Below are 24,091 nucleotides of genomic sequence, written 5' to 3'. Positions count from 1 at the left end.
GCCTGACCTCGTGCTCGTGGGTGCGGGTATCACCGAAGCTAGCCAGCCGCCCGGCCCTCGGTGACCGGCAGTCCCGGTCACCGAGAGACATAAACCGTTTCCAATGACCGGGATTCACCGGCCTGCTCGGTCGAATGCGGCAGCTACCGTCAAGTCATGCAAGCCACCGAAGCACCGAGCCCGCTGGAGATGCGCCGCGCACTGAGCCGGTTCGCCAGCGGGGTCACCGTGGTGACCGGCGTCGACCACGACGAGGCGGTGGGATTCACCTGCCAGTCCTTCACATCGGTGTCGCTGGAACCGCCGCTGGTGCTGTTCTGCGCCGACCGCGGCGGCCGAGCGTGGCCGCGCATCCGCTCCGCCGGACGGTTCTGCGTCAACGTGCTCGCCGAACCGCAAGCCGATCTCTGCACCCGCTTCGGATCCCGCCGCGGGCTTCGCTTCGAAGGACTGGATTGGGAGCTTTCCCGCTGGGGCACGCCGGAATTGCCCGGTGTCCTGCTGCGCGTGCACGCCGACATCGAGACCGTGCACCGCGCGGGCGACCATGACGTCGTCCTCGGCCGGGTGCTCGCCCTCGACCCCGGAACCGAAGACCGGCCGATGATTTTCTACCGCGGCGATTTCGGCATCGAAGGAAGTCCGGACGAGGTTCCGGGTTATCTCTGGGGGTGGAGCGACCGCTGAGCCGCGCCGACGGCGAAGCCTCGTCAGCGCGGCCTCGGTCGCAGCTCAGGCGCGCGGGTTGAACGGATCGGCGATGCGATTGCCGGTGTCGATCCACGCGGTTTTGACCTCGGTGTACTCCTCGATCGCGTGGAACCCGTTCTCCCGCCCGATGCCGCTTTCCTTGAACCCGCCGAACGGGGCCACGTAGTTCGTCTTGCGGTAGTTGTTCACCCAGACGCTGCCCGCGCGCAGGCGGCGGATCATCCGGTGCGCGCGGGCGACGTCGCGGGTCCAGACGCCGGCCGCCAGCCCGAACGCGGTGTCGTTGGCGATGCGGACGGCGTCGTCCTCGTCCCGGAACTTGATGACGACGGCGACCGGCCCGAACACCTCCTCGCGGGCGATCCGCATGTTGTTGGCGACCCCGGTGAACACGGTCGGGCGGACGAACAATCCCTTGCTCAGGGCGGGATCTTCGGGCCGGCCGCCGCCTGCCGCCAGATGTGCGCCGTCGGCCTTGGCGACCTCGATGTAGTGCAGCACCTTGTCGTACTGCGCCTGGCAGGCGACCGTGCCCATTTCGGTGTCCGGGTCGAGCGGGTCGCCGAGTTTGATCCGCTCGGTGCGCTCGATCAGCGCGGCGGCGAACTCGTCGTGGACGTCCTCGTGGACGAGGACCCGGGACCCGGCCATGCACGTCTGCCCGGTGGCGGCGAAGATCCCTGCGACGACGCCGTTGACCGCGTTGTCCAGATCGGCGTCCGGGAACACGATGTTCGGGGATTTCCCGCCCAGCTCCAGCGAAACGCGGGCGAGCCGTTCCGCCGCGGTCACCGCGATCTTCTTGCCCACCGCGGTGGATCCGGTGAAAGCGATCTTGTCGACGCCGCGGTGCCCGGCGAGCGCGGCGCCCGCCTCGCCCGCGCCGGTGACGACATTGACGACCCCGTCCGGGAACCCGGCCTCCTGGATCAGCCTGGCCAGCACCAGCGTGGACACCGGTGTGACCTCGGACGGCTTGACCACCACCGTGTTCCCGGCGGCGAGAGCGGGACAGAGCTTCCACAGCAGGAGCGCCAGCGGACTGTTCCACGGCGTGATGGCCGCGACCACGCCGATCGGCTCGCGCACCGTGAAGACCTGCATGTTGGGCACACTGCTCGCAAGCGTCTCCCCCACCGGAGCTTCGGCCACTCCCGCGAAGAAGTAGCAGTGGTTGGCCAGGGCGGCGGTCTGACCGGCGACCTCGCGGATGAGCTTGCCGTTTTCGAGCACCTGGATGCGGGCGAGTTCGTCGGCGTTTTCCTTGATGAGGTCGCCGAATTTCCGCAGCAGAGCGGCGCGTCGCAACGGGGTCGACTGCGCCCACGGTCCCTCGTCGAACGCGCGCCGGGCCGCGGTGACCGCGTCGTCGACGTCCTGGGCCGTGGCGGCGGGCACGTGCGCCCACTCCTGGCCGTCGAACGGGTTGACCGACGGGAAGGTGGCGCCGTCGGACGCGACGCGCCATTTTCCGTCGATCAGCATCTCGTAGTTCTCGGTGGACATGAAAGCAGTTCTCCCAACAGGTGTTCAGGCGGAGGCGGAGACAGCCGGTTCGGTCGACGGGGCGGCGGGCCGCCGACGGCGCGAAGTACCGGCGACAGCGACAAGCGAGATGGCAGCGGCGACAACGGTCAGCAACGCGAGCGGCCACCACCGGGTGCCGTTGCCGACCACGGCTTCGGCGATGAAAGGCGTGGGAGCGCTGAAGATCAGCGCCCCGAGCGCGTTGCTCAGCGCGGTGCCGCTGTAGCGGACGCGGGTGTCGAACTGGTCGGCGATCACGCTGGAAATCACGGAGTACACGGTGGCGTGCGCGCCCAGCATCATGACGGTGATCACGACCCCGGTGACGACCGGGTGATCGCCGTCCAGCAACCAGAAGAACGGGAACACGGCGACGGCGGTGAAAGCGATTCCGCCGAGCAGCACCGGGCGCGCGCCGATCCGGTCGCTCACCGAGGCCACGAGCGGCAGTGCGAGCAGGTCCACGGCGGCCGCGATCATCACGATGAGCAGTGCGGTGTTGCGGGGCATGCCCAGCGACGCCGTCGCGTAGGTCAGGAAGTACACCGAGATCAGGTAGAAGACGACGTTGACCGACGCCTGCACGCCGGTGCCGGCGGCGAGTCCGCGCAGCGCACCGGTGAAGACTTCGCGCAGCGGCAGCCGCGCTGTCCGTCCGGCCGACTTGAGCTCGCTGAACTGCTCCGGTTCGGCGACTCCGAGCCGGATCACCAATCCGACGCCGACGAGCACGAAACCGGCGAGGAACGGGATCCGCCAGCCCCAGGCGAGCAACTGGTCGTCCGGCAGCGCCGACACCGCGGACATGACGGCCGTGGCGAGCACCAGGCCGAGCGGGCTGCCCATCTGCGGAGCGGACCCGAACAGCCGCCGGCGCGACGGCGGCGCGTGCTCGACCGACATCAGCACCGCGCCGCCCCATTCTCCGCCGACCGCGAGGCCCTGCAGCAGCCGCAACGCGATCAGCAGGATCGGGGCCGCGATGCCGATCGAGCGGTAGGTCGGCAGCACCCCGATCAGCCCGGTCGACGCTCCCATGACGCCCAGGGTCGCAATCAGCGTGGTCCGGCGGCCGAATTTGTCGCCGAGGTGGCCGAAGATCGCGGCTCCGATCGGCCGGGCGACGAACGCGACGCCGAGCGTGGCGAACGACGCCAGCCGTCCGCTGTGCGGGTCGGCCTCGGGAAAGAACAGCTCGCCGAAGACCAGGGCCGCGGCGAGCCCGTAGATGAAGAAGTCGAACCATTCGATGGTGGTGCCGACGAGGCTCGCGACGGCGGCGCGCCGGGACATGCTGCGGGTGGACGGGTTCATGGCTGTCTCCTGTGGCCTCAAGCCGTGGTGCTCGGGGTGGTGGAACGGGACGCCGCCGCTTCCCCGGCGACCCGGCCGAAGCAGAGGGCCCGCAGGACGGAGGTCGCGCCGGGGTATTTGCCGTGGTAGATCCCGGCGGTCTCGCCGACGGCGTACAGGCCGGGAATCGGTGCGCCGAGGCGGTCCACGACGCGGGCGTGTTCGTCGGTTTTGAGGCCGCCGAAGGTGAAGGTGATGGCGCAGGTGACCGGCCACGCGACGTAAGGCGGCTCGTCGATCGGGCGGGCCCAGTTGGATTTCGGCGGTTCGAGACCGCTGGTCGCGATCCCGTCGAGCGCGGTGACGTCGAGCGGGCCCGGCCGGGCCGCGGCGTTGTAGGCCTCGACGGTCGCCACGAGCGCGGCAGGGTCGAGATCGAGCCGCTGCGCCAGCGCTTCGAGGGTGTCCGCGGTTTCGGGCTCGCGGTCGGTCAGCACGGCGCGGGCGATGTCCTGGCGCACCAGTTTCTGGTCCGCGACGACGTAGGCGAACTGATCGGCGTCGCGCCAGATCCGGTAGGCCACCGACTCGAAGGTGTTGTCCGGGGTGTCGGAACCCTCGTCGAGGAACCGCTGCGCGCGGTGGTCGACCAGAATGCCGTACGGGTAGACCATGACCAGCGCTTCCGGCGAACGGGTGCGCGGATCGACCGGCTCGCCGTGGAAGCGCTCGAACTGCCCGTCCGTCGCCGCGCCCGCCCGCACGCCCATTTCGATGCCCTCGCCCTGGTTGGCGCGCCCGCCGGGGGCAATCGGCGAGAGTTCGTGCCCGCGGTCGCCGAGGTGGCGGTCGAGCAGTGCCGTGCTTCCTTCGAAACCGCCGCAGGCGAGCACCACTGTCGGCGCTTCCCAGCGCGTGCCGTCCGCCGTGACGACGCCGGTCACCGCGCCGGTCTCGTCCTGGACGAGGTCGTGGGCGGCGGTGTCGTAGCGGATGGTCCCGCCGAGGGTTTCCACCCGCGCGGCAAGGGTTTCGACGATCGCCGCGCCGCCGCCGACGGGCATCAGCCGCGGGCCCTTCGAGGTCAGGAAGTAGGTCAGGTCCGGTTTGGTGGCGACGCCGTTCTCGTTGAGCCACTCCATCGTGGGCCGGGCCAGTGCGGCCAGCCTGCCGATGATCGCCGGGTCGGTGCGGCCGCCGCTCAGGTCGCGCATCCGCACGGAGAAGTCGGCCGCCGGTTCGCCGTCCGGTTCGAGCCGGAAGAACGCGCCGGTCCACGCGGTGTTGCCGCCGCGCTGAGCCTTCGACGTCCGTTCGAGCACGACGACCCGGCCTTCCGGCCTGCATTCGAGAAACCGCACCGCGGTCGCGAGCCCGCCCGCGCCGCACCCCACCACGACCAGATCTGCCTGTTGTCGACTCACGAAACTCCCTTTCTCGTCCCGAGCGCGCCATTGAGCGGTTCAAGAATTCCGCTGTCCAGTCCGAGCATCGCGGAAAGTAGGAGAACACGCGCTCAAGGCTCAGTCAACCCACAATGCGGTTTACGCGAACCATCTGACGGTCTATGGTGGTGGACATGGCTGAGACTGGTACCGCTTCCACGCGGGTCGACGGCGGCGTGCGCAGCATCGCGAGAGCTGTCGAGGTGTTGGAACTGTTCGACGCGGCGCATCCGATCCGGCAGCTCCGCGAGCTGGTCGCACTCACCGGCCTGCCGAAGACCACCGTCGTGCGGCTGCTCGCGACGCTCGAATCCCTGGGGCTGATCGTGGACCGCGGCGACTCCTCCTACGGACCCGGCGCGGGTCTCCTCCGCTGGGTCAAGCTCGCGGAAGCGCTGTGGGAGGTGGGCCCGGAGGCGCGCCAGATCATGGCGCGGCTCGCCGAATCCTGCGGCGAGACCGTGAACGTCTACGTCCGCCGCGGCCTCGACCGGACCGCGATCGCCCAGGCTGAGGGCACCGCGACGGTCCGCAGCGTGGTCGCCGTCGGCGTGCCGTATCCGCTGGCGAGCGGGGCCAGCGCCAAGATCCTGCTCGGCGGCGCGCCGGACGAGGTGCTGCACGAGCTGGCCGGCCGCCGGTCCGGCCTCGAACTGGAGCCGCTGCGGCGGGAGGTCGCCAGCATCCGCGAGGCGGGCTACGCGGTGACGCACGGCGAACGCGAACTGGGCGCGTCGGCGGTGGCCGCCCCGATTTTCGCCAAGGACGGCCGGGTGATCGCGGCACTGTCCGCGAGCGGGCCGACCTCGCGCTTCACCGCCGATCGCGTCGGCCGCTACGTCGACGCGGTGACCGCGGCCGCCCGCGAGATCAGCGAAGCCGGGCTCGGCCCGGTGGAGGTGTTCCTGTGACCGCCGACCTGCTCGAGGGCGTGCGCGTCCTCGACCTCACCAACGTGCTGGCCGGTCCGTTCGCCGGGTACCAGCTCGCGCTGATGGGCGCCGAGGTGATCAAGGTCGAACCGCCCGGCACCGGCGACCTCGCCCGCCAGCTCGGCGCCGATCCGGGGCTGTCCGGCGAAGGGCTCGGCGTCTCGTTTCTCGCCCAGAACTCCGGAAAGCGGTCCGTGACGGTCGACCTCAAGAGCGAGGGAGGCAAGGACGTCTTCGCGAAGCTGGTGGCGCGCGCCGATGTGCTGCTGGAGAACTTCCGTCCCGGAGTTCTGGAGCGTCTCGGGTTCGGCTGGGACCGGCTGCGGGAAATCAACCCGAGACTGGTCTACTGCGCCGTCTCGGGATTCGGCGCGACCGGGCCGATGCGGCGCAGGCCGGCTTACGACCAGGTCGTCCAAGGGCTTTCGGGCATCATGAGCGTGACCGGAACGCCGGAGGTCGCGCCGCTGCGAGTCGGGTTCCCGGTGTGCGACAGCTTCGGCGGGCTCGCCGCGGCGTTCGCGATCTCCTCGGCGCTGCTCCGCCAGCGCCGCACCGGCCAAGGAGCTTTCCTCGACACCTCGATGCTGGACGCCGCGCTCACCGCCATGGGCTGGGTGGTGTCGGATCATCTGATCGGCGGCCGCGAACCGGCTCCGATGGCCAACGAGAACATCACCTCCGCGCCGTCCGGCACGTTCGAGACCGGCGACGGCGCGCTCAACATCGCGGCGAACAAGCAGGAGCAGTTCGAGATCCTCTGCCGGGTGCTCGGCCGCGAGGAGCTGATCAGCGATCCGAGGTTCGCCGTCCGCGAGGACCGCAAGCGCAACCGGGACGCCCTGCGAGCGGAGCTGGAGACCTCCCTCAAGGAAAAGAGCGCGGCGGAGTGGGACGAGATCCTGCTGGAGACCGGAGTTCCGGCCGCGCCGGTGGTTTCCGTGCCCGAAGCACTGGCGTCGGAGCAGATCGCGCACCGCGAGCTCGTCACGACAGTCGAATCGCCCGCCGCGGCAGGCGGGGCGATGCGGGTGCTCGGCGCCCCCACCCGGGTCGACGGCGCACGGGTCGCCGCCGGCTCGCGACCGCCGCGGCTGGGCGAACACACCGACGCGATCCTGCGGGAACTGGGGTTCGCGGAACCCGAGATCGCCCGGTTGCGGGAGGAGAAGGCGGTATGACCTCCGCTCGCGAAGAAGCGGTCCGGGCGACGTCGACCCGGGACGTGACCGAATGGTGGTCCACCGCGGTCTCCGACATCGAGCCCGGGAGCATCCGGCTGCGCGGCTATCCGGTGCAGGACTTGATCTCCGGCGCGGGCTTCGCGGAGACGGTCTGGCTGATGGTGCGCGGGGAGCTGCCCGGCAAGGCACAGGCCGCGCTGCTGGAGAAGGCCCTCGTCGCCGCAGTGGATCACGGCCCGCAGGCCCCGTCGATCGCCGCGGCGCGGATGGCGGCCACGTGCGGCGTCGGACTGCACGGCGCGATGTCCACGGGCGTCGGCCTGCTCGGCGACGTGCACGGCGGCGCAGGACAGCAGTGCATGGAACTCCTCGGCCAGCTCCGCGCGGAGTCCGAAAAGGACGGTCTCGAGACCGCGGTCGCCAAGACCCTGACGGACTTCCGCTCCCGCCGACAGCACATACCCGGCTACGGGCACCGGTTCCACCCGCGCGACCCGCGCCGCGACCCCCTGCTGGAGGCGCTCGCCGACCAAGTCGCGGCCGGAGTGGTCGAAGGGCGATTCCTCGCCGTCGCCAGGGAACTCGAACGGCAACTGGCGGCCGGACGGGCCAAACCGGTCCCGATGAACATCGACGGGGCGACCGCCGTCGTCTACGCGGAACTCGGGTTCCCGCCGGAACTGGGCCGCGGGCTGTTCATCCTGTCCCGGTCGGTGGGGATCCTGTCCCACGCCTGGGAGGAAAGCCAGTCCGGACGCCGGATCAAGGGGCCGATCCCGCCGCCGCTGCTGCCCGCCTACACCGGGGCCTCCGAACGTCCGGTGCCGCAGCCGTGACCCTCGATTCGTTCCGCGCGCTGCGGCCGCTGCCCGGCGGCACCCGGCTCTTCAGCCTGCCCGCCGCCGAAGCGAACGGCGCGGGCCCTCTCGGCCGCTTGCCCTACTCCACCCGCGTCCTGGCGGAAAACGTGCTGCGGCACGAGAACGGCCGCACGGCGACGGCCGAGCACGTGCGCGCGCTGGCCCGCCGGGACACCGCCGCGGCGATCCCGTTCCACCCGGAACGGGTGCTGCTGCAGGACGCTTCCGGCATTCCTGTCCTCGCCGACCTGGTCGCGCTCGCCGAGCGGGCCGCCGGACTCGGGCTCGACCCGGCGTCGGTCGCCCCGCGCAAGCGGATGGACCTGGTCGTCGACCACGCGCTGGAACTCGACACCGCGGGCTCTCCCCTGGCCGCCGCGACGAACCTCGACCGCGAGTACGCCCGCCACGCCGGCCGGTACCGGTTCCTCCGCTGGGCCCAGACCCGGTTTCCCGGCCTGCGGGTCGTCCCGCCCGGCATCGGGATCTGCCACCAGCTGAACCTCGAGGTGCTCGCCGACGTCGTCACGCCGGGCCCGCTCGCCGGGTTCGATTCCGTCGTCGGCACCGACAGCCACACCACGATGGTCAACGGGCTGTCCGTGGCGGGCTGGGGAGCCGGCGGCATCGAGGCGACCGCCGCCGCGCTCGGCGAGCCTCTTTACCTGCGGGTGCCCGAGGTCGTCGGGGTCCGGTTGACCGGAACGGTCCGGCCGGGCGTGCTGGCGACCGACGTGGCGCTGACGCTCGCCGCGCTGCTGCGGACGCACGGGGTCGTGCAGCGGATCGTGGAGTTCCACGGACCCGGCCTCGCCGGCTTGGCCGTGCCCGACCGGGCGACCATCGCGAACATGGCACCCGAGTACGGCGCGACGATGGCCTATTTTCCCGCCGACGCCCGCACCCTCGATTACCTTTCCGCGACCGGCCGCCCCGCCGGACCGGTGCGCGACTACCTTGCCGCGCAAGGGATGCTGTACGGAGCCGAACCGGACTACGACGACGTGATCGAGCTGGACCTCGCCGCGGTGGACCGGACGCTGGCCGGACCGTCCCGCCCGCACCAGCCGCTCCGGCCCGCCGACCTGTACGACCCCGCGGCGGCCCGGCCCGGCTCTGGCGATCTGCCCGACGGAGCCGTGGTGATCGCCGCGATCACCAGCTGCACCATCACGTCCAACCCGCGGGCGATGGCTGCCGCCGGGTTGCTGGCTCGCAACGCCGTCGCCCGCGGCCTCGCAGTCGCACCGTGGACGAAGACCTCGCTGACCCCCGGTTCGCAGGCCACCGCGGACCTGCTCGCCGCCGCCGGCCTGCAACCGGCACTGGACGAACTGGGCTTCCAAGTCGCCGGATTCGGCTGCGGCACCTGCATGGGAAACTCCGGCCCGCTCCGTCCGGACGTCGCGCGGCAAATCGAGGCCCGCGATCTTGCCGTTTCCGCCGTGCTGTCGGGCAACCGGAACTTCCCCGGCCGGATCCACCCCGACGTGCGCAACGCCTACCTCGCCTCGCCTCCCCTGGTCGTCGCGTTCGCGCTCGCCGGGCGCACCACGATCGACCTGGACCGCGAACCGCTCGGCACCGGCCGCGACGGGAATCCCGTGCTGCTGGCGGACCTCTGGCCCGCCGAAGCGGACATCGACGCGGCCGCCGCGCTGGCGTCTCCCGGCGCGTCCTCGCCCATGACGACGGATCGCTGGCAGCGCCTGCCTCATCCGGACGACGAAAGCTACCAGTGGGAGGACGAAACGGGGACGATCCGGCGGCCGCCGTTTGCCGACGCCGAGATCGCCAGGCCGGTCCGGGAGGGGGACATCCGGGGCGCGCGCCCGTTGCTCGTGCTCGGCGACGGCATCACGACCGACCATATCTCCCCGGTCTCGCGCATCCTGCCCGATTCGGCGGCGGGGCAGTGGCTCGCCGAACGCGGGGTGGCGCGCGAGGACCTCGGCACCTACAGCTCCCGGCGGCTCAACCACGAGGTGATGCTGCGCGGCGGTTTCGCCAACCCCCGACTGCGCAACGAACTCGCCGAGGAACGGCCCGGAGGCTGGACGCGCCTCCTCCCCGACGGCGACCTCGTACCGGTGCACGTCGCGGCCACCGCCTACGCCGAGCGCGGCACTCCCGCGGTCGTCGTCGCCGGCCATTCCTACGGCGCCGGGTCGGCCCGCGACTGGGCCGCGAAGGTCACCCGGCTGCTCGGCGTGCAGGCGGTCCTCGCCCGGAGTTTCGAGCGCATCCATCGCACGAATCTCGTCGCATTGGGCGTGCTGCCCGTCGAATGCCCTGAGCTGGGCGCGTTCGACGGCAGCGAGGAGTTCGACGTCCTCGGCCTGGAACACGGACCGCTCGTCAACGCCCCGCTCACCGTCGTCGTCCGCCGCGGCGGGCGGGCGGTGTCCGAACACCCCGCCGTCGCCCGCGTCGACACCGGCGCCGAGGACAAATGGATGCGCGCGGGCGGTCTGCTCGCCCGGCTGCTCAAGACCGCGCAACTCTCCCACCGTTGATTCGAAAGGCATGTCATGCAGTTCATGGTTCTCAGCCGCCGCCGTACCGAGACGTTCGAGGAGACTGACTTCGCCGAGGTCATCCCCGCCGAGACGGACCGGGTGCGCCGCCTCTACCTCGACGGCGTCGTCCGCCAGATCTGGCTGCGCGACGACCTCCCCGGCGCCTGCTTCGTCGTCGAAGCACCGGACGAATCCACAGCCAGGTCCACAGTGGACGCTTTGCCGATGGCCAGTTCCGGACTGTCGGAGTTCACGGTGATCCCGCTTCAGCCCTACCGGGGGTTCGGACCGCGGTAAGGCCGGTTCCGTACGCGCAGACCAGCCCGCCGGACTCGGCCCCGCGCCAAACGGGTAACCGCGACGTCGGGTTTCGAGACGCTCGTTCCTGCCGCTCCGGACTCCCCGAAGGACACGGAGCCAGGCGCGCAGCCGACAACGCCGGAGCCCGGGCCACCGGGACGCGCGGCAGCTCGCTGTTCGGAACGGCGTCTCTCGGCCCGGCGACTGTTCCGGGTCGAGAGAGCGTCGCCTCCATCCGCGAAAGCCTCCGAGCGGGAACCGACCCGCTCCGAAATACGGCGGGAACGCATACGGCACATGCGTTTTCGGCTGAACTCCGCGCTGGGGGATCCGCCAAGACTCTTCTCTTCGCTCCCGGGTTCGCGGCTGTCGCGCCGGGAGAAACCTTGCTTTCGACACCTCACCATCATGTCGAACACCTGTTCGACACCGCATCGCTCGGCCAGGTAAATCCCGGTCACCCACTCGATACGGCACACCTCACCGCACGGAGTCATAGTGCGCGCATCGCGCCAAATCCAGCCACTCGCGAACCCGTCGCCTAGCAGCCTCGACCGATCGACCCGGCCTCCTCCTCCAGCGCCCGCACCATCGCCACCGCAGCAGGCTCCGGCCGCTCCCCCGTCACCGCCCACAGCACGCGGCGCAACCCGCCGCACTCGTCGCGTACGGGGATCCATCGGACGTCGGCAGGCAGTGAATCCGCCGCGAACCCGGGCACCAGCGAAATTCCCAGCCCCGCCGCGACCAAGCCGAGCCGGGTCGGCCACGTGCGCACCGCGAACGCGATCGACGGCCCGGCGATGCCCGGCCACGTCCCGAATTCCGGCGAACCGCCCGCGCCGACGATCCACTGCTGTTCGGCCAGTTCGTCCGGCTCGACCCAGCTTCGCCCGGCGAACGGATGCGATTCCGCGACCGCCACTCCGTACCCGATTCCGCTGCGCAATTCGCTGCGACGCAAGCCTTCGAAATCGTATTCCGGCAAACCGTCGCCGGTGACGGCCACCGCGACGTCGAGCCGGCCGCGGCGCAGCGACTGGAGTTGCGCGGGCGTCGCGGATTCGGCGAGTTGCACCTCCACGCCCGGATGCGCGCGCAGCAGCCGGGAAACCGCGCGCGGCAGCAAAACCGCCGACGCGGCGGGAAATCCGCCGACCGAGATCCGCCCGGCCAGCCGGTCACGGAGTCCGGCGAGCTCTTTTCCGGCCGCACTCACGCTTTCCAGCACCCGACCGGCGTGCCGGATCAGCACTTCGCCTGCTGTCGTAGGACGGATTCCACGTGCATGCCGCTCGAACAACGCGGTTCCAGTAGCGCGTTCACTCGCCGCGATCTGCCGCGACACCGCGGATTGCGTGTAGCCGAGCCGATGCGCGGCAGCACTGAACGACCCGGTGCGGGCAACCTCGACCACGACCCGGAGGCCGGTGAGCGTCAGATCAGCCATTCCGCCAACCATATCCGAAACGAACGGCCCCGGACGTCCACAGTAGACGCCAGCGCGGCCCCCTCCCTTGGCCCGCGACGCGAAACCCAGATCGAACCGGGATTTTCGCGCCCCGAAGGACACCGAGCGTGCCCCAACTACCCCGCCGCAGGTGCCGCCGAACGCCCGAATCGAGGTTGCGGCGAACAGCCGAATTCGCCGGGGCTTCCGGAGCGGGCGAAACATTCGTGCGGAACAGGACGATGTCATTGCCGGGAGTGGCGAAGGGAATCTCCAGCGTGACCGTCGGCCGACGGTCTACTGTGGAATGCCCGCAGTTTACGGTACCCGTGATGTCGTTTCTGGCTGTGCGGCACTTCTCATCCCCGCAAGGGATAACTCGGATTCAGCTCCCGCTCCACGGAGGAGCCGACCCCCAGCCCCACCGGGGCACCGGCTGGTCGCCCACCGGCCCGGCGTCCGGGGCGGAGAACACCACCGCGAGCCTGCTGCCCCACTCCAAATATCCCGCGAGCGCGGCGCGGAACTCCGGGTCATTAGGCAACCCGACCTCGTCCGCGGTGGCCAGGAGCAGCGAAACCCACCGGCGTCGCTGCGGTTCGGTGATCGCGCGGCCGGTGTGCCTGGAGATCATGTGCGCGTGTCCGCCGTGTCGCTCGGTGTACGCGGGCGGGCCGCCGAATACCTCGCCTAGCCAAACCGCCACGTGGGCAGGGTGCGACGGGCTCATCCCCGCGAACACCTCGGCCAGCAGGTCGTCCTCGGGCACTTTCGCGTAGAACGCCTCAGTCAGCCTGGCTAGCGCGGGCGCTCCGCCTGCCCACTCATAGAGCGTCGGCACCGCACCGCCCGGGCCGGTCACTTCGGTGCGTTCGTAATGCCGCATCTCTTCGATCTGCTCGACATAGGGCCGGATCTCGGCGAAGAACGCGGCGAAATGAGGGCCGCCGCGGAAGCCCTTGAGGTGGGCCTCGGCGGAGGTCCAGACGATACGGAGGACATAGCTACCCGGCTCGTCGACGGCGTGCGAGAGTTCGTACTCGTGACACTGTTCCGCCGCGGCGAGCGACTTGGCCGCGCGGCGGTAGGCGGCTTCGAAGTCCGCGTGCCCGCCGTCCGGGATGCGGTACCGGATGTACTCGATGATCACCGGATCACCCAAGCACGCGCCCGGCCGCGCGCCTGGTACGCACTTTCCGGTGCGTACTAGGCGATGATGGAGGGATGAAAGCGCGCTACTCCTGTGCGGTCGAGCTGGCCGTCGACGTCATGGGCGGGAAGTGGAAGCCGGTGATCCTGGCGCGGCTCAAGGAAGGCCCGCACCGCTACGGCCAGCTGCGCCGGGCCATTCCGTCGATCACCGAGAAGGTGCTCACCGAACAGCTGCGGGAGCTGGCCGCGGCCGGGCTGGTGGACCGGACCGAGGTGGGCGGCCGGGTGCCGACGGTCGAGTACCGGCTGACCCCCGAAGGCGACGAACTGCGCCCGGCGCTGACCGCGTTGTACGAATGGGGCAGCCGGTATGCCGAGCGCAACGGTATCCAGGTCGGCGGCTGAACGCTAGCTGAGCAGGTCGGCCAGGACCGCCGCTTCGCTGATGTCGCTGCGTTTGGTCGCGGTCAAGAGAGTCAGCGGGCCCTTTTTCGCCAGTGCGCGCAACTGGTCCAAGGCTTCCGCGCGTTCCGGTTCTTCCAGTTCCGAGCGGTAGCGTTCGGCGAATTCGTCGTAGCGGTCGGGGTCGTGGGAGTACCACTTGCGCAGGTCCGTCGACGGGGAGATCTGCTTGAGCCAGTCGTCCAGATGCGCGCGGTCCTTGCTCAGCCCGCGCGGCCACAGCCGGTCGACCAGGACCCGCGCGCCGTCGCTGGATTCCGGGGCGTCGTAGACCCGGCGTACCTGGACTTGGCGTTTGCTCATCGGGGCAGCGGCTCCTTCCGGTGTCAGCGGTTCCCGTCGCCACCCAGCGTCCGCCGGCAGCCGCCGCGGCGCAAACGAAGGGGGTATAACCCCAGGGTATGGAACTGCGTCAGCTGCGGTACTTCGTGGCCGTGTTCACCGAGGGGTCGATCAGCCGGGCGGCCGGGTTGCTGCTGATGTCGCAGCCCGCGCTGACCAGGCAGATCCGGGTCCTCGAACGCGAACTCGGGACGCCGTTGTTCGACCGCGTGCCGACGGGCGTGCAGGCGACGGTCGCCGGCCGGGCGTTGCACGAGCACGCGCGGCAGTTGCTGCGGCTCGCGGACGCGACACGGGAGGTCACGCGGTCTGCGGCTCCGGTCAAGGAGCAGGTCGAGATCGCGTTGCCGCCCGGGATTCCGCAGGACTGGGTGCTCGCGGCGCTCGCGGAAATCCGCCGTCAAGTGCCGGACGCCGCACTGTCGTTTTTGGACGCCAGCAGCACCGAGCAGCTGCGAATGCTCAGCGAGGGGCGGATCGACATCGGGCTGATCCACCAGAACCCGCCGTCGACGCTGCATGGGCGGTTGTTGTTCGAACATCCCTTCGGCGTCGCGATCCGGCCTGGTCACAAGCTTTTCGGACGCGCGCAGTGCCGGCTGCGGGATCTCGACGACGTCCGGGTGCTGGCGCATTCGCGGGCGCAGGTCCCAGCCGGGCACGACCAGATGCTCGCCGCGGCGCACGGGCTTGGAGTGTCGCCGAACTGGCGGCTCGCGCGGTTCAACGAGAACGCGCTGGCCTGCGCGGAGGCGGTCGAGGCGGACGCGGTGCTGCTCAGCCGCCCCAGCGCGAACCGGATGCTGCCCGAGTGGGCCTGGAGCGAGCTGGTCGAGCCGGGCGTCCCGCTGACGACGTGGGCGGCGTGCCAGCCGCAGACCCGGCGGATCGTCGGCGCGGTCATGGAGGTGCTGGCGAAGTTTTAGTGTTGCACTGTTACGCAACGCCGTTTTACTATCGGGGATGTGAGCCCGAGACAGCGTGATGCAGCGCTTCGCGAAAGCCTTCTGGCGACGGCCGCCCAGGTGCTGGCCGAGGAAGGCGGTCCAGCCTTGTCGACTCGGCGGCTGGCCCGCGAGCTGGGCGTGTCAACGACAGCGGTCTACACCTACTTCGGCAGCGTCGAGCAGTTGCGCCGGGAGGTGCGGCTGGAGGGCTTTCGCCGGCTCGAAGAGACGATGGACCCGCCCGCCGAGGACCCGGTGACCGCCCTCGCCGCGGCGGTGGCGGCGTTTTTCCGGTTCGGAATGGCCGAACCGCACCTGTACCGGGCGATGTTCGTCGACCGTCCGCTGGACGACGACCGTGCGGGCGAGGCCTGTTTCTTGCTGCTGCGGAAGCTTCTCGACCAGGCGGTGGGGTCCGGCCGGTTTCCCGGCGTGCCCGCGGAGCAGACGGAAATGTGCGCGGCTCAGGTGTGGAGCACGCAGCACGGGCTGGCGACGATGGCGCTCAGCGGCGCGTTGCCCGAGGCCGCGGGGCGGGCGGCGCTGGCGGATCTGCTGGTGCGGCTGGCGATCGGGTACGGCGACGCCCCGGACCAGGCGGCGCGGTCAGTGGCGGGAGCGCTGCAGTGAAGCGGCGTTTCCTTGGCAGGAAACCGAATCCCGCGCCGAAACCGCGGATCGACACACCGTCCGGGATCGTCCTGTCCGCGATCCCCTCGGCGGTCCTCGCGCCGCTCAACGCCGTCGCTGGTACCGGAATCGCGGTCGGCGCCGCGGCTGCTCTCGCTGCCGTGCTCGCAGCGGTCCGGATCCGGCGCGGAGATCCGAAGGGACCGGCGTTCGGCGGGCTGGTCGGCGTCGGCATCGCCGGGTTCATCGCGTGGCAGACCGGATCCGGCGGCGGGCTTTTCCTGCCCGACCTCGTCTGGTACCTGCTGGCCGCGCTGGTGCTGGCCGGGTCGATCGTCGTGCGGCGGCCGCTCGTCGGAATCGGCTGGGCGGCGGTCGGCCGCGCCGGGACCGAACGCGCCGCCCGCCGCCGGTTCACGGTCGCGACCGCGATCCTCGCCGCGGGCTTTCTCGTCCGGGCGGCGGTGACCGGCCTGCTCAGCCTCGACCCGGCGAACGCCTGGTTGGTCGCGGCCAAAGTCGCGACCGGACTGCCGGGCACGCTGGCCGGGCTGGCGGTCCTCGCCTGGGCACGGCCCCGTCCGGGAGCCCGGCCGGACCGGACTCCCGAACGGGCCCGGTTCAGCCGGTGGCCAGCACCTTCAGCCGGTCGATGCCCGCGCTGAAGTAGTCCTGGTCGAGCGGCGTCGAGGTGTACTGCCAGAAGGTGTAGAAGCCCCAGTTGTACGGCAGCGCGCCCGGCGATGACGAGTACGCCGCCACCCACAGCGGGTTGGTCGAGCTGAAGTCGCCCTTGTTGCCGGTGCACTGGGTCCACCAGCTGGTGGCCGTGTAGATCACCGGCCAGCGCGACGTCTTCGCGTGGTACTCGTCGCTGAACGCCTTGATCCACGACACCATCGCGGACTGGCTCAGCCCGTAGCAGGCGGAGTTGGGTCCCCATTCGATGTCGAGCGTGCCCGGCAGGGTCTTGCCGTCCTTCGACCAGCCGCCGCCGTGCGCGACGAAGTAGTCGGCCTGCGCCGCGCCGCCGGAAAGGTCGGGGCGGCCGTAGTGGTACGCGCCGCGGATCATGCCGACGTTGTACGAACCGTTGTATTGCTGGGTGAAGTCCGGGTTCTGGTAGCCGGTGCCCTCGGTCGCCTTCACGTAGGCGAACCGTTTGCCCTGGTTCCAATAGGACTGCCAGTCGACCGCCCCTTGGTAGCTGCTCACGTCGATGCCCGACGTGGTCGCCTCGACCGACGCCGGCGCGACCCCCGTGCCGCCTCCTTCGTGCGCCCGGATGGAGGCGCCCATCTGGTGGTTGTCCGGAGTCTCGGCCGAGGTGCCCGAGGCCGCGGCAGGTGCGGCCCCAGCGTCCGGCGCGGTCGCCACGAGCAGGGCGGCAGCCGCGGCGAGCACCGCACCGGTCAGGCGGCGGCGCGCCCTCCCGGCGGGTCCCCAGTGGTGAGTGGTCATGACAGGTCCTTTCGGATGCCCTCGCGACGTGCCACCCGATCAGGTGGCACGAGGACCTGATTCTGTTACTAAATGTGATGCACTGTCACTGCTCCAAGTGAACTAATTTCCACTTGACCGGACAACGAGAAAGACATTCTCAGTAGGCCGTTGCGGTCGAGTTCCACGAAAACGCCGCCGTCCGGCCGCCGCCGCCTTACTCTCCTCGGCCATGTCGAAACCTCGAAGAACCCGGACGATCCTCCAGCTCCTGGTCGTGCTCCTGACCCTGGCCGCGACCGGCACCGCACACGCGAGCGAGCAGACCTTGCTGCACTTCAACCACGGCTACGGCGTCCTCGACCGCGAGACCGCCGACGCCATCGAGCATTCGGCCTATCTCAAGGACTTCGCGAACTTCCAGGTCCGCACCACCACGGGCGCGGGCAGCGAAAAATGGACCGGCCGGTACCTGATGGGCCGGGAAACCTACGTGGAACTCTTCGGTGTCGGCGACGTCCCCGGCAAGGACGGCGACCTCGGTTCGGCGGGCCTGGGAGTCTCGGTCGAACACACCGGACAACTGTCCACAGTGGTCCAGCGCCTGCACGACGCGGGCATCGCGAACCCGCTGGAATTCCTGCAAACCCGCGACTTCGGCGACGGCAAGCCGGTCCCGTGGTTCAACGGAGTCTTCACCACCGACCAGTACGACACCTTCGGTGCCTGGGGCATGGAATACCGCGAGGAGTACTTCGCGGACCCGCGCAGCAACACCGGCCCCGCGCAATACCCCGGCGACATCAGCCGCAACCGGTACTTGCCGGACGACTACCGCAACCACCAGATGCGCGACGTCACCGGCATCCGCCTGGGTATCACCGCGCGCGACCTGGGCAACACCCTGCCCCTGCTGCGCGCCGGAGGAATGACCGTACGCCAGCTCCCCACCGGCGCCGTGGCTTTCGACGGCATGACCACCATCCGCTTCGACACGGTAACCGCAGACCAAGTCGGTTTGCGCCAACTCGACCTGGCTTTGAACGGCCCCGCTGGCACGCGGCACGTCGAGCAGCTGGGGCACTCGACTCTCACTGTCGGCCCAGGTGCGCACGCTCGCTGGACCTTCGCTATCCGTAGCTGACCCGTACGTGAGGGGACGCCTGAGGGAAGCAGCTTCCTTCAGGGGTCCCCTCACGAGCGCTACCGAGTTGTGAGGGGCCCCTTCACGGACCGCCCCGCCCCGCCGCCGGGGTGCGCCCCAATGTGGCATTGGGTGCATGGGACGCAACGAACGCCACATTGGGTGCATCTGACGCACCCAATGCCACATCGGGGTCTTCACCGGAGCGCGGTGTGCGGTGGGTTCGCGGTAACGGTGTTTGTCAGGGCGCGGCGGAGAACCGGCCGACGAGCCGCCGGGCGGTTCCCCTCGCAGAAGTCAGCGGGAGAGGAGAAGCCACGCAGTCCGGCCGTTGCTGCGCATCGGCCGGACCGAAGCCCATGCACCCCAGCGACTGAGAAGGTCTCGTTGGGGGCGCTAGCGCACACCGGAACCGATGCACCCATCGAGGGCACCCAGCCCTCCCCCGCACCCCGATACGAAGCTCCCCTGCGGTTCGGGGGTGCTTGTCAAGGCATCTTTCCCGCCTTGACAAGCACCCCCGAACCGTCAGCACAATCAAGCTTCGGGGTGCCCCACGCAACCAAAAGCCGATGTCGCCGCCAGGCGACGAGCAGTCACCCGTCCTCCTCCCCAGACCGCAACACAGCCAACTCAGTACGCCCCCGAATCCCCAGCTTCGCGTAAATCCGCGTCAAGTGATACTGCACAGTCTTCACCGACAAAAACAACTCCGCAGCCACCTCCCGATTCGACTGCCCCCGAGCCACCATCCGCGCCACCGCTTCCTCCTGCGGCGTCAACGAGTCCACCCCGCCCCGCGGCAAATGCACCCCGCCAGCCCGCAACTCCCGCTCACACCGAGCCACATACGTAACCGCCCCCAGAGAAGCGAACCCGTCCCGAGCAGCAACCAGTTGCGTATCCGCCCGAGCCCGCCGCCCCAACCGCCGCAACGTCTGTCCGTAAGCGAACGCGATCCGAGCCTGGTCATACCGCAACGGCAATCCCGAAATCATCTCCACCGCAGCATCAAACGCCACCACCGCCCCGACATGATCATTCCGCGCCCCCAGCAGCCGCCCCCGCGCGGCAGCAAGCCGAGCCCGAGCCGAAGCATGCTCCCGCTTCCCGGCTGCCCGCTCATGCGGAGCCAGAAAGGCATCCGCCTCGTCAGACCGTCCACTAAGGACCAAGGCATGCGCGTACAGATCATGCCAAGGCCAATGCCCCGGCTCATCCACCGAAGTCGGCAACGACAACCGAGTCAACGGATGCAATGCCCGCAACACCCCAGCAGAATCCGCCGCTGCCTCCGCGACCTGCGCCCGGGCCAGCAAAGCAGGAACCCGCATGATCTCGTAATCCTGCGGCCCGGAAGCACAAGCCAGCAACGCCTCCTCCGCCCGCGCCTGATCCCCGCGCAACGCATGCACCGCGGCGGAAGTCCAATGCAGCAAAGGCGCGGTAAGCACAATTCCCGTCCGGTCTACCAGCACGAGTGCTTCCCGAACCACCCGCAGAGCGTCGTCCCATTCCCCGCTCAGGAACAACGTCCGCGCCAGCCAAGCCTGCGCCCACAAGGAAATCCGCGCCGAACCACCCAAATAACTAGTGGGCACAGCACTTTCCAAATCCACCCGGGCGTCGTCGATCCGATCGGTGAGCAGGTTCAGCCATCCTCGCGCCATCACGATCCGCTGCGCCTGCGCACCATGCCGGATCCGCTCGGCCAATTGTGCGTAATCCCGCCGAGCCTGCTTAGCCCGCCCCGAAGCAGCGAGCCCCAGACCCCGGATCGCCGCCGCCTCCACCGCGGCCGGGGTCTCCGGCACGGCCAGCTCTAGAGCACGATCCGCCCACCGCACGAGATCCTCTGCCGAGTATCGGCAAAGCGCGTCAAGCACGTACCGCTGACATATCAACGCGGCCGTCTCCGGATCCCGCGAGGCGTTGACGATATCCCACGCCCGGCTCAGCCGTCCGCCAGCTTCCGTGGCTCGACCCCGCACCACCGCCAGATAACCCAGCACCGCGTCCCGCAGCGGCGTCTCGCGCACGCTCTCGACTTCCGGAGCCAGCGCAGCCGCCCTGAACACATCGCCAGCACCGATCAGCGCATCGACAGCCCGGGTGATCCGGGCCTGGCGCAGCTCGGCATCCTCGGTAAGCCGCCCGGCGTCATTGAGCAGCACCGCGGCCGTCCCCCACGCCCCGGCCGCGGCCCGCTCGACCGCCAGCGCGTCGAGCCGATCCGCGACACTCGCGTCCGGCACCGGGCTGGCTGCGACCAGCAATCGCAAGCTCCGCGCCGGATCCTCGACCAGTTCCGCCGCCCGCCGCTGCAGCTTCGACCGTCGTTCCGGACCCAGCCCGGCGAGCACCGCCGCGCGAACCATCGGATCCGGCGGCCCCACCTCGGCGAGTCCGCGCGGCGCGAGTTCGACCAGCCGCGCCGCACACGCCTCGTCCAGCACCGGCAACGGATCGCCGTCGAGATCGGCCAGCGACGCCACCGACCGCACCGCCGCACCAGTGCCGAGCACCGCGGCGGCCGCGACAAACCGTTCCGCCGCAGGGGAAAGCCGCGAGACCCGTTCGCGGACCGAAGCGGCGACCGCGGCCGGTGCGGGCAGATTCGGATCGAACCCCGCCCACGTCGTACGCGGAACTTCGGTCAGCAGCTGCACGACATTGCGCGGCCGGCCAAGAGTGTGGCGGCACAATCGTTCAGCCATCGTCGGGTGCAAGGCGATGCCGCGCGCCGAGGCCAATTCGGACACTTCCGCGGCGTCAAGCGGCGGAACGCGCACCTCGTCGCCGGACATCCGGGCAAGCAGCTCCAGAACGTCCGCACGAGCGCGAGAATCGCCGGTCGCGACAGTGAGCAGGACCGTCGCCCGCGTCGCCGGATGGCGTCGCAGCAACGACGACAGCGTCCGCACGGAGTCCACATCGGCCAGTTGCGCGTCGTCGATCACCAGCAACGTCCCGGGCACCAGCTCCGCCGCGATCCGGCTGGCAAGCGGCAGCGGCCCGCCGTCGGTCGGCAGGTCCGGGAACAGCTGCCGCAGCACGGCGAACGCGCTGTCGCTCTCCCATTCGGCCGCGGTCCCCTGGAGCACCGGGCCGGGGAACGCGTCGGCGGCCCGCCGCGCCAGCGTGGTGCGCCCGGACCCGGCCGGACCGCACAGCAGCACCGCGCGTCCGGCCCGGGACAGCAGGCCGGCCAGCTCCTCCGCCGCGGTCGTCACGGTCCTCCCCGCTTCGCCGAATGCCTCCGTCAGCCGGGATCGCCCCCGGCCACGGGCAGGACGGTGCCGGTGACGTACGAGGCCTCGTCCGAGGCCAGGAACGCGATCGCCGCGGCCTGCTCGTCCAGGGTGCCGTACCGCTTGAGCAATGACGACCCGACAGTCTGGTCGATGTGCGCCTGGAACCACTCCCGTTCCTGGTCAGTGGCCGGATCGGGGCCGCCGCGCGGGATCCGCCGCGGCGGGGCCTCGGTGCCGCCCGGCGCGGTCGCGACCACACGGATGCCCGCGTCGGCGTACTCGAACGCCAGCGACGCCGTCAGCGCGTTGATCCCGCCCTTCGCCGCCGAATACGGGATCCGGTGGATGCCCCGGGTGGCCGCCGACGACACGTTCACGATCACCCCGCCGCCCCGCTGCGCCATCGACGGCAGCGCGGCCCGGCAGGAGAACAGCGTGGTCAGCAAGGACCGGCGCAGTTCGGCCTCGATCTCGTCCGGGCCGAACTCGGTGAACGGCTTGAACCGCAGCGCGCCGCCGACGTTGTTCACCAGCACGTCGATCCGGCCGAACCGAGCCAGCGCGGCTTCCACGACCGCCTGCGCGCCGGCCCAGGTCTCCAGGTCGGCGACCACCGCGGCGGCTTCGGGAAGCTCGTCAGCAAGGCCGCTGACCAGGCCGGACCGGTCGGCGAGCACCAGCGCGCCGCCCTCCGCGGCGATCCGCCGGGCGGTCGCCTCGCCGATCCCCTGCGCGGCCCCGGTGACCACCACGACCTTGCCCGCGAACCGCCCCGGCGACAGGAATTTCGGTCCCGCCGCCGCGCCGCCCATCGCCCGCCGGGTGGTGACCTTCGACCGTTCCGCGTGCTCGGCGACCAGCCGTCGCGCGGTCGCCCGGTCCCCGGATTCGAACGCGGCGACCAGGTCCAGGTGGTCTTGCGTGCATCGCGGATGGCACCAGGTCGCGTTGCGCAGCGTCTCGGCCATGTGCCCCTTCACGCCGAGCGCCTGATATGCCTGCAGCAGGTGCTCGTTGCCGGTGAGCGTGAACAGGTAGTCGTGGAACGCCGCGTTGGTTTCGGTGTAGGCGGCAGCGTCCAGGAACCGGTCGCCGTCCACATAGGGCACGGTCGACTCGGCGAGCAGCCGGTACCCGGCGAGCTGGCCCGAGGTCAGCCGTCCGATGGTCAGTTCGAGCGCACCCAGCTCGAGGGCTTGCCTGGCCTCGAAAACGGCGTCCGATTCGTGCACCGAGGGGTGCTCCTCGCCGATTTCGTACTCGCCCGGCGTTTCATCGGCCGCGGGCAGCATTTCCTGGCCCGCGATCGTGCGCGCGACCCGCGCTTCTTCCGCAGCGGACAACACCGCTCCGGCCCGCAGCGGGGCCAATTCGACCTCCGGGAACAGCTCCTGCCCGGCCAGTGCGCGGCCCGCGACGAACTCCAGCTCCGGTTCAGGTTCCGGCAGTGCCGTGGCAACCGGCTCGACTGGGATCTCAGGCGCTCGAACTGGTGCCGCCAGCGCGAACTTCTCGTAGTAGAACCCGGTCGGCTCGAACCCGGCGGACGCGAAATGCCCGCGCACCGCCTCCACCATCGGCGGCGGGCCGCACAAGTACACCGCGACATCCCCGCCGTGCAGGTGTTCGTCCCGGATCAGCGTGGTCACGTAACCCTTGTTCGGCGCGGCGCTCCCCGGATCCGACACGCAGTAGTCCCAGGTCAGGCCCGGAACCTCGGCGGCGAGCTTGTCCAGCGTCGCCGTCTCGACCAGGTCGTCGTCGGTGCTGACGCCGTACACGAGATGCGCCGGCCGAGCCACGCCGGAATCGCGCATAGTACGCACAATGGACAGAATCGGCGCGAGCCCGGTGCCTCCGGCCAGCAGCAGCACCGGCCGGTCCGTCTCGCGCAGGAAGAAACTCCCGTGCGGGCCGGTGAAGGTCAATTCGTCGCCGGATTTCGCCCGCCCGGTCAGGTAATCCGACATGACGCCGCCCGGCGTGAGCTTCACCAGAAAGGTCAGCCGCTTGTCGTCCGGCGCGTTGCTGAACGAATACGACCGCGTCACCTCGGTCCCCGGGACAGTGATGTTCACGTACTGGCCCGGCAGAAACGCGAGCCGGTCCCGATCGCTGATCTCGACGGTCAGCGACATCGTCGTCGGCGAAAGCCGTTCCAGCGCGACGAGAGTTCCGTGATGCTCGGCGGCCTGCGTCTTCGCGACCGCCGACGTGCTCGCGATCTGCAGCACCAGATCGGACTTCGGCTTCATGCTGCACGGCAGGACATAGCCGCGCTCCGCCTCGTCCGCGCTCAACGCGTCTTCGAGATAAGACCCGCCCTCGTACTCCCCCGATTCGCAGAACGCCTTGCAGGTTCCGCACGCGCCGTCGCGGCAGTCGAGCGGAATGTTGATGCGCTGCCGGTACGACGCGTCCGCGACCGTCTGGTCCGCCGCACAGGTGACGAAGCGAGTGACGCCGTCCTCGAAGGACAGAGCGATCCGGTGGTTCATG

General features: G+C 70.2%; 20 protein-coding genes. 11 read left to right on the top strand and 9 right to left on the bottom strand.

Features of this window, described 5'->3' with window-relative positions; all coding sequences use genetic code 11:
- The first annotated feature begins 156 nt into the window (after nucleotides 1-156).
- Nucleotides 157-687: a flavin reductase family protein gene (locus FKO37_RS20990; RefSeq protein ID WP_238605501.1), complete on the top strand. Its 531-nt coding sequence runs from the start codon at nucleotides 157-159 to the stop codon at nucleotides 685-687.
- A gap of 45 nt (nucleotides 688-732) precedes the next feature.
- Here the strand turns inward: FKO37_RS20990 and FKO37_RS20985 are convergent, their stop codons facing one another.
- Genes FKO37_RS20985 through FKO37_RS20975 form a run of 3 tightly spaced genes read right to left on the bottom strand, consistent with a single transcriptional unit; the run spans nucleotide 733 to nucleotide 4,955 of the window.
- The gene (locus tag FKO37_RS20985) at nucleotides 733-2,217 is read right to left on the bottom strand and encodes an aldehyde dehydrogenase (RefSeq protein WP_238605500.1); all 1,485 of its coding nucleotides are present in this window, start codon (nucleotides 2,215-2,217) and stop codon (nucleotides 733-735) included.
- A 24-nt stretch (nucleotides 2,218-2,241) separates the two neighbouring features.
- The gene (locus FKO37_RS20980) at nucleotides 2,242-3,552 is read right to left on the bottom strand and encodes an MFS transporter (RefSeq protein ID WP_238605499.1); all 1,311 of its coding nucleotides are present in this window, start codon (nucleotides 3,550-3,552) and stop codon (nucleotides 2,242-2,244) included.
- Nucleotides 3,553-3,569: 17 nt separating this feature from the next.
- Nucleotides 3,570-4,955, bottom strand: coding sequence for an FAD-binding protein (locus FKO37_RS20975; RefSeq protein WP_238605498.1), 1,386 nt, complete (start codon nucleotides 4,953-4,955; stop codon nucleotides 3,570-3,572).
- Between the two features lie 155 nt (nucleotides 4,956-5,110).
- Here FKO37_RS20975 and FKO37_RS20970 point away from each other — a divergent pair, with 155 nt between their 5' ends.
- The 5 genes from FKO37_RS20970 to FKO37_RS20950 are packed head-to-tail and all read left to right on the top strand — an operon-like array spanning nucleotide 5,111 to nucleotide 10,768.
- Nucleotides 5,111-5,887, top strand: coding sequence for an IclR family transcriptional regulator (locus FKO37_RS20970; protein WP_037812737.1), 777 nt, complete (start codon nucleotides 5,111-5,113; stop codon nucleotides 5,885-5,887).
- Nucleotides 5,884-7,089 carry a CaiB/BaiF CoA-transferase family protein gene (locus FKO37_RS20965; protein ID WP_238605497.1) on the top strand — a complete coding sequence of 402 codons (1,206 nt, stop codon included), beginning with the start codon at nucleotides 5,884-5,886 and terminating at the stop codon, nucleotides 7,087-7,089. Before FKO37_RS20970 ends, FKO37_RS20965 begins: the two co-directional genes overlap by 4 nt.
- Nucleotides 7,086-7,928 carry a citryl-CoA lyase gene (locus FKO37_RS20960; RefSeq protein ID WP_238605496.1) on the top strand — a complete coding sequence of 281 codons (843 nt, stop codon included), beginning with the start codon at nucleotides 7,086-7,088 and terminating at the stop codon, nucleotides 7,926-7,928. The genes FKO37_RS20965 and FKO37_RS20960 overlap by 4 nt, the downstream gene beginning before the upstream one ends.
- Nucleotides 7,925-10,468: an aconitate hydratase AcnA gene (acnA, locus tag FKO37_RS20955; protein WP_238605495.1), complete on the top strand. Its 2,544-nt coding sequence runs from the start codon at nucleotides 7,925-7,927 to the stop codon at nucleotides 10,466-10,468. The genes FKO37_RS20960 and acnA overlap by 4 nt, the downstream gene beginning before the upstream one ends.
- Nucleotides 10,469-10,492: 24 nt before the next feature.
- Nucleotides 10,493-10,768: a hypothetical protein gene (locus FKO37_RS20950; protein WP_238605494.1), complete on the top strand. Its 276-nt coding sequence runs from the start codon at nucleotides 10,493-10,495 to the stop codon at nucleotides 10,766-10,768.
- Between the two features lie 544 nt (nucleotides 10,769-11,312).
- Here FKO37_RS20950 and FKO37_RS20945 read toward each other — a convergent pair.
- On the bottom strand, nucleotides 11,313-12,221 hold the full coding sequence (locus FKO37_RS20945) for a LysR family transcriptional regulator (protein WP_238605493.1): 909 nt from the start codon (nucleotides 12,219-12,221) through the stop codon (nucleotides 11,313-11,315).
- Between the two features lie 385 nt (nucleotides 12,222-12,606).
- Complete coding sequence (locus FKO37_RS20940) at nucleotides 12,607-13,371, bottom strand: group II truncated hemoglobin (protein WP_134667727.1); 765 nt, start codon at nucleotides 13,369-13,371, stop codon at nucleotides 12,607-12,609.
- A gap of 74 nt (nucleotides 13,372-13,445) precedes the next feature.
- Here FKO37_RS20940 and FKO37_RS20935 point away from each other — a divergent pair, with 74 nt between their 5' ends.
- Nucleotides 13,446-13,778, top strand: a complete 333-nt coding sequence (locus tag FKO37_RS20935) for a helix-turn-helix domain-containing protein (protein ID WP_134667726.1) — start codon at nucleotides 13,446-13,448, stop codon at nucleotides 13,776-13,778.
- A gap of 3 nt (nucleotides 13,779-13,781) precedes the next feature.
- On the opposite strand, the gene FKO37_RS20930 is transcribed toward FKO37_RS20935, so the two are convergent.
- Nucleotides 13,782-14,138, bottom strand: coding sequence for a DUF488 domain-containing protein (locus FKO37_RS20930; RefSeq protein WP_037812305.1), 357 nt, complete (start codon nucleotides 14,136-14,138; stop codon nucleotides 13,782-13,784).
- 98 nt (nucleotides 14,139-14,236) lie between these two features.
- Here FKO37_RS20930 and FKO37_RS20925 point away from each other — a divergent pair, with 98 nt between their 5' ends.
- The 3 genes from FKO37_RS20925 to FKO37_RS20915 are packed head-to-tail and all read left to right on the top strand — an operon-like array spanning nucleotide 14,237 to nucleotide 16,419.
- Nucleotides 14,237-15,103 (top strand): LysR family transcriptional regulator, encoded by an 867-nt coding sequence (locus FKO37_RS20925; protein WP_238605492.1) that lies wholly within the window; start codon nucleotides 14,237-14,239, stop codon nucleotides 15,101-15,103.
- A 39-nt stretch (nucleotides 15,104-15,142) separates the two neighbouring features.
- Nucleotides 15,143-15,754, top strand: a complete 612-nt coding sequence (locus FKO37_RS20920) for a TetR/AcrR family transcriptional regulator (RefSeq protein WP_238605491.1) — start codon at nucleotides 15,143-15,145, stop codon at nucleotides 15,752-15,754.
- A complete protein-coding gene (locus tag FKO37_RS20915; protein WP_238605490.1) occupies nucleotides 15,751-16,419 on the top strand; it encodes a DUF3159 domain-containing protein in 669 nt (222 codons plus the stop codon). The genes FKO37_RS20920 and FKO37_RS20915 overlap by 4 nt, the downstream gene beginning before the upstream one ends.
- Here FKO37_RS20915 and FKO37_RS20910 read toward each other — a convergent pair.
- Entirely contained in the window at nucleotides 16,376-17,215 is an 840-nt protein-coding gene (locus tag FKO37_RS20910) for a GH25 family lysozyme (RefSeq protein WP_078870432.1), read from the bottom strand. The genes FKO37_RS20915 and FKO37_RS20910 overlap by 44 nt on opposite strands.
- A 211-nt stretch (nucleotides 17,216-17,426) precedes the next feature.
- On the opposite strand from FKO37_RS20910, the gene FKO37_RS20905 reads away from it, so the two are divergent.
- Nucleotides 17,427-18,338, top strand: a complete 912-nt coding sequence (locus tag FKO37_RS20905; protein ID WP_238605489.1) for a DUF5829 family protein — start codon at nucleotides 17,427-17,429, stop codon at nucleotides 18,336-18,338.
- A gap of 596 nt (nucleotides 18,339-18,934) precedes the next feature.
- On the opposite strand, the gene FKO37_RS20900 is transcribed toward FKO37_RS20905, so the two are convergent.
- The gene (locus FKO37_RS20900) at nucleotides 18,935-21,571 is read right to left on the bottom strand and encodes a LuxR C-terminal-related transcriptional regulator (RefSeq protein ID WP_238605488.1); all 2,637 of its coding nucleotides are present in this window, start codon (nucleotides 21,569-21,571) and stop codon (nucleotides 18,935-18,937) included.
- Nucleotides 21,572-21,600: 29 nt separating this feature from the next.
- Nucleotides 21,601-24,090 (bottom strand): benzoate 1,2-dioxygenase electron transfer component BenC, encoded by a 2,490-nt coding sequence (benC, locus tag FKO37_RS20890; protein WP_134728624.1) that lies wholly within the window; start codon nucleotides 24,088-24,090, stop codon nucleotides 21,601-21,603.
- Between the last annotated feature and the right edge of the window lies 1 nt (nucleotide 24,091).

Source organism: Amycolatopsis sp. Poz14 (assembly GCF_006704225.1).
GTDB classification, from domain to species: Bacteria; Actinomycetota; Actinomycetes; order Mycobacteriales; family Pseudonocardiaceae; genus Amycolatopsis; species Amycolatopsis nivea.
Note: the sequence above shows the minus strand (reverse complement) of the source record. Positions and strands in the feature narration are given on the sequence as shown.